The organism is Sphingomonas sp. NIC1 (assembly GCF_001638925.1).
GTDB lineage: Bacteria > Pseudomonadota > Alphaproteobacteria > Sphingomonadales > Sphingomonadaceae > Sphingomonas > Sphingomonas aquatilis.
The window spans coordinates 2,558,252-2,572,870 of the sequence record NZ_CP015521.1 but is presented as its reverse complement, the minus strand read 5'-3'; the positions used below and the strand labels follow the sequence as shown (position 1 = coordinate 2,572,870).

The 14,619-nt window shown below is 67.3% G+C and carries 10 protein-coding genes; 1 reads left to right on the top strand and 9 read right to left on the bottom strand.

The window, feature by feature from the left end:
• From A7E77_RS12140 to A7E77_RS12105, 8 genes are all read right to left on the bottom strand, one after another.
• Positions 1-1,293 carry an EAL domain-containing protein gene (locus tag A7E77_RS12140; protein ID WP_226341737.1) on the bottom strand — a complete coding sequence of 431 codons (1,293 nt, stop codon included), beginning with the start codon at positions 1,291-1,293 and terminating at the stop codon, positions 1-3.
• A gap of 409 nt (positions 1,294-1,702) precedes the next feature.
• Complete coding sequence (locus A7E77_RS12135) at positions 1,703-3,187, bottom strand: flavin-containing monooxygenase (RefSeq protein WP_053111598.1); 1,485 nt, start codon at positions 3,185-3,187, stop codon at positions 1,703-1,705.
• A gap of 55 nt (positions 3,188-3,242) precedes the next feature.
• Entirely contained in the window at positions 3,243-7,499 is a 4,257-nt protein-coding gene (locus tag A7E77_RS12130; protein WP_053111597.1) for a translocation/assembly module TamB domain-containing protein, read from the bottom strand.
• Entirely contained in the window at positions 7,499-9,682 is a 2,184-nt protein-coding gene (locus tag A7E77_RS12125; protein ID WP_053111596.1) for a BamA/TamA family outer membrane protein, read from the bottom strand. The genes A7E77_RS12130 and A7E77_RS12125 overlap by 1 nt, the downstream gene beginning before the upstream one ends.
• Positions 9,683-9,832: 150 nt before the next feature.
• Positions 9,833-11,248, bottom strand: a complete 1,416-nt coding sequence (locus A7E77_RS12120) for a coniferyl aldehyde dehydrogenase (protein WP_053111679.1) — start codon at positions 11,246-11,248, stop codon at positions 9,833-9,835.
• A complete protein-coding gene (locus tag A7E77_RS12115) occupies positions 11,245-11,688 on the bottom strand; it encodes a hypothetical protein (protein WP_053111595.1) in 444 nt (147 codons plus the stop codon). The genes A7E77_RS12120 and A7E77_RS12115 overlap by 4 nt, the downstream gene beginning before the upstream one ends.
• Positions 11,685-12,437 (bottom strand): prepilin peptidase, encoded by a 753-nt coding sequence (locus tag A7E77_RS12110; RefSeq protein WP_053111594.1) that lies wholly within the window; start codon positions 12,435-12,437, stop codon positions 11,685-11,687. The genes A7E77_RS12115 and A7E77_RS12110 overlap by 4 nt, the downstream gene beginning before the upstream one ends.
• Position 12,438: 1 nt before the next feature.
• Positions 12,439-12,651 carry a hypothetical protein gene (locus A7E77_RS12105; RefSeq protein ID WP_053111593.1) on the bottom strand — a complete coding sequence of 71 codons (213 nt, stop codon included), beginning with the start codon at positions 12,649-12,651 and terminating at the stop codon, positions 12,439-12,441.
• A gap of 151 nt (positions 12,652-12,802) precedes the next feature.
• On the opposite strand from A7E77_RS12105, the gene A7E77_RS12100 reads away from it, so the two are divergent.
• The gene (locus A7E77_RS12100) at positions 12,803-13,987 is read left to right on the top strand and encodes a thiolase family protein (RefSeq protein ID WP_063688299.1); all 1,185 of its coding nucleotides are present in this window, start codon (positions 12,803-12,805) and stop codon (positions 13,985-13,987) included.
• Between the two features lie 46 nt (positions 13,988-14,033).
• Here A7E77_RS12100 and A7E77_RS12095 read toward each other — a convergent pair whose 3' ends face one another.
• On the bottom strand, positions 14,034-14,618 hold the full coding sequence (locus A7E77_RS12095; RefSeq protein WP_063688297.1) for a GNAT family N-acetyltransferase: 585 nt from the start codon (positions 14,616-14,618) through the stop codon (positions 14,034-14,036).
• Position 14,619 lies beyond the last annotated feature (1 nt).

Here is a 14,619-nt window from a genome sequence, read left to right as displayed (position 1 = left end):
TCAGCGCCGCTGGACCTGCAAGCCACCGAAGGTGGCAAGCGGCTGCGGTCTGACGAGGCGATGAAGTCCGTCGTCCATATATTGGACCAGTGCGTCGAGCGGAACCGGCCGGCTGAGCAGGAATCCCTGCACCATGTCGCAACCCATCACCGTCAGCAACGCGAGCGCGGCATGCGTCTCGACGCCTTCCGCCACCACCTCCATCTCCAGCGCATGGGCCAGGTCGATGGTGGATCGCACGATCAGCGGATCGCGATTGGAGCTGGTGAGCTGCGTCACGAACAATTTGTCGATCTTCAGCTCGCGCGCGGGCAGTTGCTTCAGATAGGCCAGCGACGACAGGCCGGCACCATAATCGTCGATCGAAATGACGATGCCGAAATCGGCGAAGATCTGAAGGTTGGCGATCGCGCTGGCAGGATCGCGGATTACCGACGTCTCGGTGATCTCGAACCCCAGCCGGGCATCGCTGTCGCCCACGAGCACGCAGGCATCGCGCACGAAGGCGTCGTCGGCCAGCAACTGACCCGAGATGTTGATGAACAACCGCAGATCGTGGCCACGCGATACGAGGTCACGCTGGTCGGCGATGGCACGACGGATCGTCCACAGCGTCATCGCGCCGATCAGATTGCACTGCTCTGCCGCCGCAATGAAATCATTGGGCATCACCAGCCCGCGCGTCGGATGGCGCCAGCGCACCAAGGCCTCGGCGCTGGTGATCTCCTGCCGCCGGACGTGGACCTTGGGCTGATAGTGGAGGATCAGCTCGTCGCAGGCGATCGCCCGCTCGAATTCGTCACCAAGCGCGATCAGCTCCGCGGGCAGCGCGGATGGGGCGAGATCGCGCGACAGACGGGTGCGGGCGAGCGCCGCCTCGGCCGCTTCGACCAGCGCCACCTCGTCGACGGTCGATGCGGGCGCGGACGCGGCACCGAAATTGAGCGAGAACAAGACGCTGGCATCGCCGATCGGGAACGGTTCGCGAAACCCGGCGGCAATGGCGGCGGTCCGCATATCGATCGCCGCAGGATCGTCGTCGAGGAACGTACAGGCCAGTTGATCGCGGCCGATGATCGTCACCGAGGCATCGGGCAGTAACCGACTGATTCGGGCCGCTGCGATCGACGCGATCCCCTCCGCGCGCGCGCAGCCGACCCGGCGGCGCAAATCGGCGAAGTTGGCGATGGCGACCAGCAGGTGAAAGCGCTGTGAAACAGCCGCTGGCGTGGGCGCGCTGACCGCCCCATCCTTCGGAATTTGCTCGTTTTTCGTGCGGGGCGCGCGCGTCATGACGGGTCGGGGCTACGCCAGATCGCTGAAGATAGCGTTAATCCTCGCGATGCCCCTAAGCGCCTGAATGCCAGATTGAGTAATCCTTAATGTACTGTTAAGGTTAACGGGCATCCTCGCGGTGCGACCATAAGGGAGATAAGCATGTTGGAACTGTTCTTCGCGATCGTCGCCGCTGCCATCACCGTCGACATCAAGCCCTGGTAATCACGACCGGTTCGGGACGGCGGCAGGCTACGCCTCCAGCCATCCCGAACCGGATCCGTTGCGGCCCGTAGCGCCGGCGTTTCTATATCGATCGTGCCACGCCCCGACCCTGTCAGGTGACATCACGGCTCTGGCGCATGGTCCGCGAACCGCCGCCCCTTCATTCCATCGGAATGGCCCGACGAAGGCCAGCGCACCGCACTCAGGCCGCGATACTGTCCGTCCCCCTGCGCTCACGCGCCGGATTGCTGAACACCATATCGTCGTCCACCGACCCGAAGCGCAGCGCCAGGACGTCCAGCGCATAATTCTGGTTGAGCTTCCACGGCTTGCGCGAGCCCTGCTTGGGCAGATCGCGTTCGGCGCGCTGGATATAGCCCGAGGTGAAATCGACGAACGGTTCGGTCGTCATCGTCGTATCGTCGGTATGCGGCGTCGCCTGGCGCACCCCCCGCTTTGTCATCGTGTTGAGCAGGCGACAGACATAGGTCGCGACCAGATCCGCCTTCAGCGTCCACGAGGCATTGGTATAGCCGAACGTATAGGCCAGGTTCGGCACGTCCGAGAACATCATGCCCTTATATTGCAGCGCCTTGCTGAGATCGATCGGCATGCCGTCCTGGCTGAAGCGCACCCCGCTGAGCAATTGCAGTTCCAGCCCCGTCGCGGTGACGATGATGTCGGCGGGCAATTCCTTGCCCGATGACAGCCGGATACCCGTCGGCGTGAACCGATCGATCGTCCCCGTCTCGACCGACGCATCGCCGCGCTTGATCGCATCGAACAGATCGGCATCGGGCACCAGGCACAGCCGCTGGTCCCATGGATTGTAGCGCGGGGTGAAATGGGTATCGACGTCATAGTCCGGCCCCAGATGCTCCCGCACCATGCCGATCAGCCGCTCCTTGAACTTCTGCGGCCGCTTCTTCGCGATCCGGTAAAAGACCATACCGGTCAGCACGTTTTTCCAGCGCGTGGTGCCATAGGCGAGCTTCGCCGGGAGACGGTCGCGCAGCCAGTTGGCGAAGCGATCCTCCGCCGGACGTGACACGACATAGGTGGGCGAGCGCTGCAGCATCGTGACGTGGCCGGCGCGTTTCGCCATTTCGGGCACGAGCGTCACCGCCGTCGCGCCGCTGCCGATCACGACGACGCGCTTGCCGTCATACTCCAGGTCGTCGGGCCAGAGCTGTGGATGGACAATCCGCCCGCCGAAGCTGTCCGCGCCTTCGAAATGCGGCGTGTAACCGTTGGCATATTTGTAATAGCCCGAACACATGCACAGGAAGTTGCAGGTGAAGGTCTGCGGCTTGCCGTCCGGTCCGGTCGCCTCCACCGTCCAGCGTGCATCGGCGGTCGACCAAGACGCCGCGGTGACGTGGTGCCGGAAGCGGATGTGGCGATCGATGCCATAGGTCTGCGCCGTTTCCTCGACATAGGCCCGGATCGAGGGGCCGTCGGCGATCGACTTGGCCGCCCGCCATGGGTGGAAAGCGAAGCCCAAGGTGTGCATGTCGCTGTCGGATCGGATACCGGGATACCGAAACAGGTCCCACGTACCCCCCAGCGCAGCCCGCCCCTCCAGGATCACATAGCTGCGGTCGGGGCAGCGTTTTTGCAGGTGATACGCCTGCCCTACCCCGGAAATTCCCGCACCCACGACGACGACGTCAAAATGCTCGGCCACCGCTCTCTCCGCATACCCGTTATTCGGATTTGCGAAGAGGCTACCGTAGGTCGCGTCAATAGTCTCGCGAATATTTCAGGCGGACGTCCGATCCGCCCTGCGAGCCCGTCGCCGTCAGCAGGCTGAGCGTGCGGGTCAACGCGATCTCCAGCTGCGTCGCGGTATAGCCGCGCGCGTCGGTGACGATCTCCACGTAGATGTTGTCGGTGATGTATTTTCCCGCCGCCAGACTGGTGCCGCGCCCGGTCGCCTGATCGGCGCCGAGCACGCGCAGCCGGTCGAAGCCCGTCGCCGAGCGCAGCTTGCCGAGCGGGTTCAGCCCGCCGCCCGAGCCACGTAGCGAATTGAGCGCGCTCGCCAACTGGATCGCCTCGGTCGCCGACAGATTTTCGGGATTGGTGCCGAACAGCAGGCGGCTCAGTACCTCGTCCTGCGGCAAGGCGGGCGTGGAGGTGAAGGCGATCTGCGGGCGCTGACCGGTGCCCGTGATCTGGATCACCGCGGTGATACCATTGACCGTGGTGGTCGCCTGGATGTTGATATCGGGATCGCTCAGCGCGCCGCCGTTGAAGCGGATCGTGCCGCGATTGACCTCGAACCGCTTGCCCGCGAACGAATAGGTGCCGCGGACGAGATCGAGCCCGCCCGTCACCACCGGCGCTGCCGATGTGCCGCCGACATGCAGCTTCATCTGCCATTCGGATTCGAGGCCCATGCCCGACACGAACAGCTGGTTGGGCGCACTGACGTTGAGATCGAGGCGGATCGTGCTGACCGGTGCCGGCGTCGGGCGATTGGTGGGCCGCGGGGTGACAATCTGGCTCTTGCGCCGCACGCCCGTCAGTTCGGGCACCTCGGCCGCCCCCTGACGGATGATCTGATAGCGCGCCTCGGGGATGGTGAGGTTGCCTTGCAACAGCCCGCCATCACGGCCATGCGTGAAGCGGATCGTGCCCGACGAGGTCGCCGCGACCGCATCGCTCTTCGCGAGCTGCGCATTGTCCAGCCGCGCGCGCACATCGACCGGGAAACCGGCATCCGCCGCCAGGCCGATCGTACCCTGCGCCTGCACCGTGCCGCTGCCCGCCCGCGCGGTAAGCCCCGTGAGTTCGAGCCGGTCGTTGTTGAACCGCGCCGCGATCTTCATCTGCGACAGGCGCGTGCCGTACGTTTCGTTATCGTAGGTCAGATTGTCGGCACGGATCAGGCCGTTGAGCTGCGGTGCCGATACGCGACCGGAGAAGTCCGCGGCGACCGCGATCGGTCCGGACAGCTGCTGATTGGGCAGCGCGGCCAGGCTGAACAGCACCGCCGACGGGCCGTTATAGCGGATGCCGCCACCGAGCGGCGCCTGCATCAGCCGCGTCGTCCAGGATCCGGCGCCCGGCGGCAGCGGCCGCAGCGTCGCGAGCAGGCGACCGATCGCCATCGGCCCACGCTTCACGAGCGCCCGCATCTCGCCACCATCGGGCAGCAGCTTGCCGATCACCTGCACGTCGACCGGCTCGGATACAGCCGACAGGCCGGTGCGCTGGAAATTGGCGATCGTCAGCCGCGCGTCGGCCGCCGGGATCGCCTGCCCCTGCTGACGATAGTCGAGGCTGCCGGTGACGGCGCCCGATACGCCCAGGTTCGGCACGAACGCCGACAGGATCGACAGGTTGAGCGAGTCGAGCCGCGCCTGCGCCGCGGTGACGCCGCCGCCGAACGATCCCGCAAGGCGCGCCGAACCGGCGTTGGTGCCCTGGCCGAAATCGATCCGCGTCGGCGCCAGCGTATAGACACCACGAGCCGCGGTGATCCGCGCCGGCGTGCCGGTGCGGAACGGGATGCCGTTCGCCTGCCCCTGCGCCGCGACCAGATAGGCGTCGGGCGACAGCCGTGCGTTGACCGCCAGACGCAGCGGCACGCCGCTCGATCCGTTGAGCACCGCCTGCGCGGTGCCGCGACCGCCGGCATAGTTCACCTTGGCGCGCATCGCCTGGATGACGAAGGCATTGTAGCGCGTATCGCCCACCTGCACGTCGGCCACCACCTGCGGCGCCTTGGGGAGCATCACGACGCTGGCGTTGACGATGGCGCGACCGATGGTGAAGTCCGACTGGCCGGGGATGGTGGCGTTGAACGCGCGCGCGGCGACGTCGGCGCGCTGATAGCCGCCCTGATCCGCCAGACGCACATTGCCGGTGATGCCACGGCCGGCGAACTGCAGCGCGCCCGCAAATGGCCCTGCCGGCGTGGCGGCGATCCGTCCCTGTCCGACGATCCCGGCAAAGACGAGGCGGTTGACGTCCACCGTCAGCCGCGGGCTGGGCCGCACGAGCACATCGGCGGTGAACGGCCCATAATCGGTGCCGCCCTTTGCGGTCACGGCATAGGCGCCGCCGCGCCCGACGATCCGCGCATCGACATCGACCAAGCCGACGCCCAGCCCCGGCCGTGCCGCGTGCAGCACGACGACGGGCGCATCGGCGGTGCCGGTGACACGCGCCGTGACGGGGCCATATTGCGCCGAATAAGCGTCCGCATTCACCGCCACCGCGCCGGTGCCCGGATCGAATCGTCCCTCGCCGCGCGTGATGCGGAACTGCGGCGCGTTCATCCGCAAGTTGCGGAAGGTGACGATGCCTTCGGGGCTATAGCCGATGTCGCTGCGGACGATCGCATTGCCGCCCAGGAAATCGCGCACGCCGCTGTTGAACAGCTGCTTGGTCTGCGCGACGACGCGGCCGGTGATGCCGAAGCCGCCACGTGCGCCGGGCACGAGGCGCGCGTCGGTGGTCAAATCGATGATGCCGATGCTCTCGACGCGGTAGTTGTTGACCCGCCCCTTCAGCGCGCCGGTGTAGCGGCCCGTCTGCACGTTCGCGACGACCACCGCGGTCGCATCGATGTTATCGGACCGGATGCGCAGATTATCCGACAGGATATTGGGCATCGAAATGGCGAAATCGCCATTGATCCGCACGTTGTTCGTCAGGCCACCCACGGCCGCATTCAGACCGGTGACGCGACGCGCGCGCGCGTTGACGGGCACCAGGATGCGATCGGCGTTCACCCGCGCCAGCCCCTCGGCATAGACGGTCTCGACCGTCGTCGTGCCAAAGCCCAATGCCGCGGCGCTAACCTTGTAGTCCACCGTCGGCGTCGCAAAGGCACCGTCCAGCACCAGCCGCGCCATCACGTCACGGCCGCGCAAATTGGGTGCGATCGCGCCCGGCGTCAGCAGCCGTGCATTGACCGCGAAATTGCCGAAGCGGCTGTTAGCCAGATCGAGCAGACCGCCCGCATCCACCGCCAGCGCGTCGGACTTCAGCGTCATCCGCGTGTCCGCCTTGCGATCGTTCAGCGTCGTGTCGATCGCAAGGTTCAGCCGCGGCGCCGTCAGCCGCTCAACCGGACCGGTCAGGTACAGGCCCGGGGTTGCAAAGCCGCGCAGCTCGATATGGCCGTTCTTGGCGGTGATACCGATGTCGGCGAGTTGCCCCTGCCCCAGCGTCGCGAGCGCGCGACCTTGCCACGCCTGCCAGCTCCCACGCCCGTCGACGCTCGCGGTGAGCGGTGCCTTCAGCGACGCCATCGTGGCCACAACGCCGCCGACGGGCGCCGACAGCTTGGCATTCACATCGAGCATGTTGCGATCGGGAACCGCATTCAGCGTCAACCGCAGTCGGTCGCCACCGGCGATGCCCGGCCCGCGCAACGCCGCTGCGTCCGCCACCAGCTGCGCGCGGCGATCGGCGATATGCACCGCGCCATCGATACGTAGCACATGCGTCTCGCCCGTCACCGGCTTCGCCAGCACCAGCCGGCCGATGTGCAGCCGATTCACGTCGATATCCAAATCGGGCAGCAGCGGCGCGTTGGGGTCGCTCGGCGTCGCCTTCAACTCCGGCCGGCGCGCGAGCGTGACGAGATCGGTCGACAGCCCCCGCACATCGACATGGTTGCTGGCGAAGGCGAACGGCCGCCAGTCGACGTCGAGCCGCGGGCTGGTGAGGAACACGCCCTTGGGATCGGCGACGCGCACGTCGCTCAGCACCATCTTGCCGTAGAGCGACCCGTCGATCCGCCCGACCTTGATGTTGAGACCCGACGCCGTCGTATAACCGCCGATGCGGTTGGCGACGAAGCGGCGGCCGGGATCGGTATTGATCCCCAGCACGACGACGCCCAACAGCACGACGAGCGCGAGGATCGCGACCAGCAGCCATTTCAGGATGCGCTGCCACAGCGGGCGCTTCGCAGCCACGATCTCGGCGGGTTCGGCGACGGCAGGTTCGGTGGCAGGCACGGGCGTGTCGTCACTCATCAGTATGCCTGCCCGATCGAAATGTAGAGCGCGACGCGGCCGTCGCCCGGCCGCCGGTTGAGCGGCGTTGCAACGTCGATGCGCATCGGCCCGAAATTGGTGTAGAAACGGCCGCCGATACCCGCGCCGAACTTCAAATCGGTGCCCTTGGGCAGGCTCGATTCATAGCTATTGCCGGCGTCGAGGAACGGCACGATCCCGAAATTGCCGAAGCGATAGCGCGCCTCGATCGAAAATTCGTTGAGCGAACGTCCGCCGACCGGATTGCCCTGCTGGTCGAGCGGCCCCAGCCGCTGATAGCCATAGCCGCGCACCGACCCGCCGCCACCGCCATAATAGCGGCGCGACGGCGCCAGCGCATCGCGATCGATGCCCTGGATCGATCCCGCCTTGGCGCGGCCAGCGATCACCAGGCTGTTCGACACGGGATAATAGAATGTCCCCTCGATCATCGTGCGGACGTACGGGCGCACGCCGTCGCTCACCGCGCCTTCGGGGCTGAGGTTCAGGCGCAGGCGATAGCCGCGCGTCGGGTTGAGCAGGCTGTTCGACGTGTCCCATTCGACCTGCGCCGGCAGCGCGACGATGCCATAGTTGCGCCGCACCCGGTCACCCCGCGCGAAGTCGAAGACGCTTTCGTTCGTCGCGACCAGCTCGCCACCGTAATAATAGGTGAAGCGCTTCTGCCAGATCGGCGTCGACACATAGCTCCAGCGGCCGGAGATGGTCGCGGTATAGGCCTCGAACGCGTCGTAATTGTTGTGGTTGGCGCTGGCGAAGGCGAGGAAGGTCTTGTCGCGCTTGCCCGCGTTCGAGCGGCGGAAGGTCGCCGACAGCCCCTGTTCCTGCGTACCGGCGACGATCGTCCCGATCACCGCGCCCTCGGGCGGGAGCAGATTGCGGTGGGTCCAGCTGCCCTCGGCCTTAAAGCCCTGCCCGGTCGAATAGCCCGCACTGCCCGCCAAGCTGCGGGCCGGCCCTTCGGTCTGCCGTACCAGCAGGTCGACCGCCTCGGTGCCGTCGGCGTTGACCCGCCCGGTCTTCTCCGGCTGCACGGACAGGCTGGAGAACAATCCCGTCGCGACCAACGCGTCGCGCAGATCGTCGGTCTTGCGGCTGTCGTACAGGTCGCCGCTCTTGAAGCGGGGGAAGACGTTGAGGTGGTCGAGGCCGAACACCGTATCCCCGCTGGTCACCAGCTGCCCGAAGCGCGCGCGCGGGCCGGTATCGACCGGCAGCGTATAGGCACCGGTCGCCTTGTCCGACTGGTCGTCGAGCAGGATGTCGCGGTCGCCGACCTTGACGAAGGGATAGCCTTGCTGCGGCAGGACCAGGCTGACGTTCGCCTCCGCCGCCTGGATGCGCGCGGCCTCGATCGGATCGCCGACCTTCAGCGGCAGGTTGCGCGTGATGAGGTCGGCCGGGATGACCGGCTGGGCTTCGACCTTGATCGACGACAGGCGATACAGCCGCCCCGGGGTCGCCGTGACGGTGGCGCGCAGCCGGCCCGAAGGCTTGCCGTCGGTGCCGGGCTCCGCCTCAATCAGCGAAATCGCGGTGCCGTCATAATAGCCGAGCGACTTCATCAGCCGCACCGCCAGCCCCTCGTCCTCGCGTGCTCGGGCTGCGACCTGTGTCGCATTCGCGGCCTTGCCCTTGCCCTCCTGCAAGGCGGACAACGACTCGAACTCGTCCTCCAGCCCCAGTTTCTGCAAGCCGGTCAGCACCGTGTCGTACCGGATTTCGGGCGCGTTCGCACTCTTGACGTCGGCGGCGGTTTGCAGCGGCGTGGTATCGAATTGCGTCAGCGGGATCAGCGGCTGCGCCAGTTCGGGATTTTCCGCCGCGGCGGGGGGCAGCGTCGCATCGCCCTGATCGGCGCCCGCCTGTCCGATGGACTGAACCTGAGGCACAGCCGCCTTCGCGGCATCCTTCGGCATGGGCTCGAGCGGCGCGTTGATGTCGCCGCTTAGCGTCGGCAATGCGGCGTCGAATGTGGAATCGGGGATGATCGGCCCGGTGTCTACCGCGGGATCGTTCGCGGTCGTCGGAATCGCCTGATCCTTGACCTTCGGCGCATCGGGACCTTGCGCGGGCGCGGTGCCCTGTTGCTGGTTGAACTGAGCCGATGCCGGCGTCGCGGCGAGCAGCGCGACGGCAAGCCAATAATGTCGTCCGGTCAATACTCGCACGCGCTAACGTTCCCCTTTTCGAGAGCGTTCGCGTTCGAATACACCCCCAAGCCTTTGCACAACGCCGAAGCTTGGCTTTGGTTGCCGCCGCGCAGTTCTTTCTGTCAGCGACCCAGACTTATACCGCCGCCAGCGATCCCGTCAGGACCGGATTTGCCGCTTGATGGCCGCGGGAATCGCCTTGCCATACGGCGGCTTGATCCCGGCGAGCTTGGCGACGTCGATCCGCGGCTGCCGCAGCACCGCCTTGGCGTGACTGAAGGTACGGAAACCGTGGATGCCGTGGTAGCTGCCCATGCCCGACGGCCCGACGCCGCCGAACGGCAGATCCTCCATCGACACGTGAAAGACCACGTCGTTCAGCGTCACGCCGCCCGAGATCGTCCGGTCGAGCACCTGCCGCTGTTCGGCGGCGTCCCCACCGAAATGATACAGGCCCAAAGGCCGTCCCCCGCGGTTAATCCGGTCGATCGCGGCATCGATCCCGTCGTACCGGACGATCGGCAGCACCGGGCCGAAAATCTCCTCCTGCATCAGGATCATGTCGTCGGTGACGTCGCGAACGATATGCAGCGGCATCTTGCGCCCGTTGGCAGTCGCGATGGCCTCGTTCGCCGGATTGACGACCTCGACGCGCGCGCCCTTGGCGCGGGCATCGTCGATCCAGTCGGTCAGGCGCTGGTGATGCCGATCGTTGATGATCGCGGTGTAATCGGGATTGTCGAGCAGGGTGGGATACATCGCACTCGCCGCGCGGGTCAGGCCGTCGACGACCGCCTGCTCCTGCGCCTCGGGCACGAGCACATAATCGGGCGCGAGGCAGATTTGCCCGGCGTTCAGCATCTTGCCCATCGCGATCCGCTCGGTGGCGCGGGGGAGGTCGGCGCCCTTGCCGATGATCGCCGGGCTCTTGCCGCCCAGTTCCAGCGTCACCGGCGTCAGATTGTCGGCAGCGGCGTGCAGGATGTGTCGACCGATCCCGGTCGCACCGGTGAACAGCAGGTGATCGAACGGCAGCGCGGCAAAGGCTTGGCCGACATCAGCACCGCCGCTGACGAACGCCAGCTCGTCGCTCGCGAAATAGCGCGGCGCCACCTCTTCGAACAACGCCGCTGTGGCGGGCGTGAATTCGCTGGTCTTCACCATCACCCGGTTGCCCGCGGCAAAGGCGCCCGCGATCGGCCCCATCACCAGATTGACCGGGAAATTCCACGGCGCGATGACGCCGACCACGCCCTTGGGCTGATATTCGATCCAGCCCCGCGCGCCCAACAGGCCTAGCGGAAACTCCAGCTTGCGCTTCTCGCGGCGCATCCAGCGATCGACGTGTTTCAGCGCATAGGCGATCGGCGCGATCGAGCCGGCGATGTCGGTGACCATCGATTGATGGGGGCTGCGATGGCCGAAATCCTCGCTCATCGCCGAGCAGAATCGGTCGCCATGGTCGCGGATCATCGCGGCCGCGCGGCGCAGGCGGTCCTTGCGGGTCGCGGCATCGACCGGCAGCTCCGCGGTGAAGGCGCGGCGCTGCGCCGCGAGGATATCCGTCAGCGTCATGCCGCGCATCCGATCAGGCCCGCGACCGGCACCACGACGCCGTCGGCGCCGGGACGATCGATCTGCAACGCGCCGCTCGGCACGCGGGCGCCCGCGGTCAGCCCCTCCTGCTGGACCACATCCATCGTCAGCCGAGCACTCATCCCCTCACCCCGATATTCGGTGCTCGCCGCAAACCCCAGCGGCGCCGTGCCGCTGACCGCGCTGCGTGCCAGATCGATGGTCTTGCCCCCGACCGACACCCGCAGCGTCGCACGATCCACGCTCGCCATCGCGACCAATTGGCGATCGGCAGTGCTCCACAGATAGGCCGCACATCCCTTGGCGGGCAGCGCCTGCTGGCCGATCGGCCCCAGCAGGGGCGACGCCGCGGACACGATGGGCGGAGCGGCCGGCGCGGCCGCCTGGAGTGCGAGGGCGAGCAACGGTGCGATCATCATGCCGCAAATGCTATCATGGCGAGCCACGCTGCGTAAGCTGCGATAGCGAGCAACGCACCGAACGGCAGCGGCATATCGGCGGTGACCTTCGCGCCCCTCACCCGGGCAAACAGGGCGACACCGAGGCCGATCAGGCTCGCGATCACGAGCACCGCCGGCAGCATGCGCCAGCCAAGCCACAGGCCGATCGCGCCCATCAGCTTCGGATCGCCTCCACCCATCCCGTCGCGCCCACGCCACCGCCGATAGCCCCAGGCGATCGCGGCGAGCGACCCATAGCCGGCAATGCCGCCGATCAGCCGCTCGTCCAGCGTCGGCGCAAAACTCGCCAAGCCTGCGGCAAGCCCCGTTACGCCGAGCAGGCCAGTCAGCCGATCGGGCAACCAGAAAGCGCGTACGTCGAGCGCCGCGAGCGCCAGCAGCAACCAGCCGAACACGGCGCCGGCCACGCCATCCCACCCCGGCGCTGCGAACCCCGCCAGCACGCCAATCGCGACCGCCGCCAGTTCCACGCCCGGATGCCACGGATCAATCCGCGCCCCGCACCGCCGACAGTGGCCCCGCTGCACGACATAGCTCACCAGCGGCACCAGCTCGCGCGGGGTCAGCGCCGCGCCGCAGGCGTCGCAGGCGGAGCGTCCCCGCATCACCGACCGTTCCTCCGGCCAGCGGATCGCGAGCGCCGCGATGAAACTGCCCAGGATCGCGCCCATAACGCCCAGCCCCAGCGGCCACAGCGCCGCGGTCACGTCATTCCTCCGCAGGCTCCGGACCGCGAATGAGGTAGCGGTAGACCCCGAGCAGATCGATGCCGAGCAGCACGACATTCTGCGATCCCAGCGCCCAGTCGCGCATCAGCACCGCGCCGGTGATCCACGCGATTGCCGACAGGCAGAACAGTGCCATCGCCCAGCCTGTATCGCGCCGCCCCCAATCGAGGGCCACGACGGCCGCGGCGATCATCCCGCTGATCGACGCAAACCACCGTAAAGGCTCGATAAATTCTCCCACCCCGCCACAAAGCGCCGGGCGGTGTTTGTATCCGTGCGGCGATCATTGCCCCCGATCCTCCCACCCTTTAGATCACCGGCCCAGTAGAAACGCAGGAGAGCCTATGTCCACCGATCCCGTCGTCATCCTCGGCTACGCCCGTACGCCGATGGGTTCGTTCCAAGGCGCACTGTCGGGTGCGACCGCCACGGAGCTCGGCGCGGCAGCGGTGAAGGCCGCCGTCGATCGCGCAGGCGTATCGGCCGAGGCGGTCGAGCGCATCTACATGGGCTGCGTCCTGCCCGCCGGCCTCGGCCAGGCACCCGCCCGGCAGGCGGCGATCGGCGCGGGCCTCGGCACCCACGTCGAAGCGACAACGGTCAACAAGATGTGCGGTTCGGGCATGCAGGCCGCGATCATGGGTGCCGAAGCGCTCGCCGCCGGATCGGTCGACATGCTGGTCGCGGGTGGCATGGAGAGCATGACCAACGCCCCCTATCTGTCCAAGGCCCATCGCAGCGGCGCGCGCATCGGCCATGATCGCCTGCTCGATCACATGTATCTCGACGGCCTCGAGGACGCGTACGAACCCGGCAAGCTGATGGGCAATTTCGCCGAGGATACCGCGGCCGACTATCAGTTCACGCGCGCCGCGATGGACGATTATGCGATCCGCTCGCTCACCCGCGCGCAGGCCGCGCAAGCCTCTGGCGCGTTCGATCGCGAGATCGTCCCCGTCGAGGTGAAGGGGCGCAAGGGCTCGACCACCGTCGCGCTCGACGAACAGCCCGCCAAGGGCGACATCGCCAAGATCCCGACGCTGAAGCCCGCCTTTTCGCGCGACGGCACGATCACCGCAGCCAACGCCTCGTCGATCTCCGACGGTGCCGCCGCGCTGGTGATGACGCGCGCCAGCGTCGCCGAGCGGCTGGGGCTGAACCCGATCGCGCGCATCGTATCGCATGCCGCGCACGCGCATGCGCCGGCCCTGTTCACCACCGCCCCCGTCTTCGCGATGCGCAAGGCGATGGAGCGCGCCGGCTGGGGCCGCGACGACATCGACCTGTTCGAGGTGAACGAGGCGTTCGCCGCCGTCTCGATGATCGCGATCCACGATCTCGGCATCGATCCCGAGCGGCTCAACATCCATGGCGGCGCCTGCGCGCTGGGCCATCCGATCGGCGCGAGCGGCGCGCGCATTCTCGCGACCTTGCTGTCTGCGCTGGAAACGACGGGCCAGAAGCGCGGCCTCGCATCGCTGTGCATCGGCGGTGGCGAAGCGACGGCGATGGCGGTGGAGCTGCTGTAAGGGCGACGGTTTCGGGCGGGGCACGCCAGATGCTTGCCCCGCCCCTTCACCGCCGATCGGCAGGGCGCAGCATCGACCAGAAGCGTGGACCGTCCCGTCCGACGCGCCATTCGTCGGTCACCGCAAACCCCACGCTCGCGTAGAAGCCCAGATTGCGTTCGGTCGCGGTCTCCAGATAGCAGGGCGTTCGCCCGGCCGCCCGCTCCAGCCCGGCCACCAGCGCACGGCGACCAAAGCCCCTGCCCTGCGCCGCGGGATCGCATCCGGCGATGTGCAGATACCAGAAGTCGCTTTGCGGCATATGCGCCTCTACCGCGCCGCTGACCTGTAAGGCGCGTGGTATGGCCGTCCCAAGGGCGCCCGCGAAGGGTAGCAGATGGCGGACGATCTCGCCCCACCCCATGGCGGCCCGTCCCGGCCCGCGCCACAGCGTCGCCGCCTCGCCGCCCTCGCTCACCAGCCGCATTCCTGCTTCACCGTCGCTGTCATACAGCAGCCTGAACAGCCGCGGCAGCTGCCGCGCCCGCGTCGCCGGATCGGGAAAGATATATCCGAAAGCCGGATCGTCCTGAAAGGCGCGCGCCAGCATGCCGGCAACCGCACTCCGATCGCGTCCCGTCGCAAGCCGCATG

Coding starts and splice junctions, on each gene's coding strand:
- A7E77_RS12130 (WP_053111597.1), bottom strand. CDS start 7,499: ATGAGTGACGACACGCCCGTGCCTGCCACCGAACCTGCCGTCGCCGAA.
- A7E77_RS12120 (WP_053111679.1), bottom strand. CDS start 11,248: ATGACGCTGACGGATATCCTCGCGGCGCAGCGCCGCGCCTTCACCGCG.
- A7E77_RS12140 (WP_226341737.1), bottom strand. CDS start 1,293: ATGACGCGCGCGCCCCGCACGAAAAACGAGCAAATTCCGAAGGATGGG.
- A7E77_RS12095 (WP_063688297.1), bottom strand. CDS start 14,618: ATGCGGCTTGCGACGGGACGCGATCGGAGTGCGGTTGCCGGCATGCTG.
- A7E77_RS12105 (WP_053111593.1), bottom strand. CDS start 12,651: ATGATCGCCGCGGCCGTCGTGGCCCTCGATTGGGGGCGGCGCGATACA.
- A7E77_RS12115 (WP_053111595.1), bottom strand. CDS start 11,688: ATGATGATCGCACCGTTGCTCGCCCTCGCACTCCAGGCGGCCGCGCCG.
- A7E77_RS12100 (WP_063688299.1), top strand. CDS start 12,803: ATGTCCACCGATCCCGTCGTCATCCTCGGCTACGCCCGTACGCCGATG.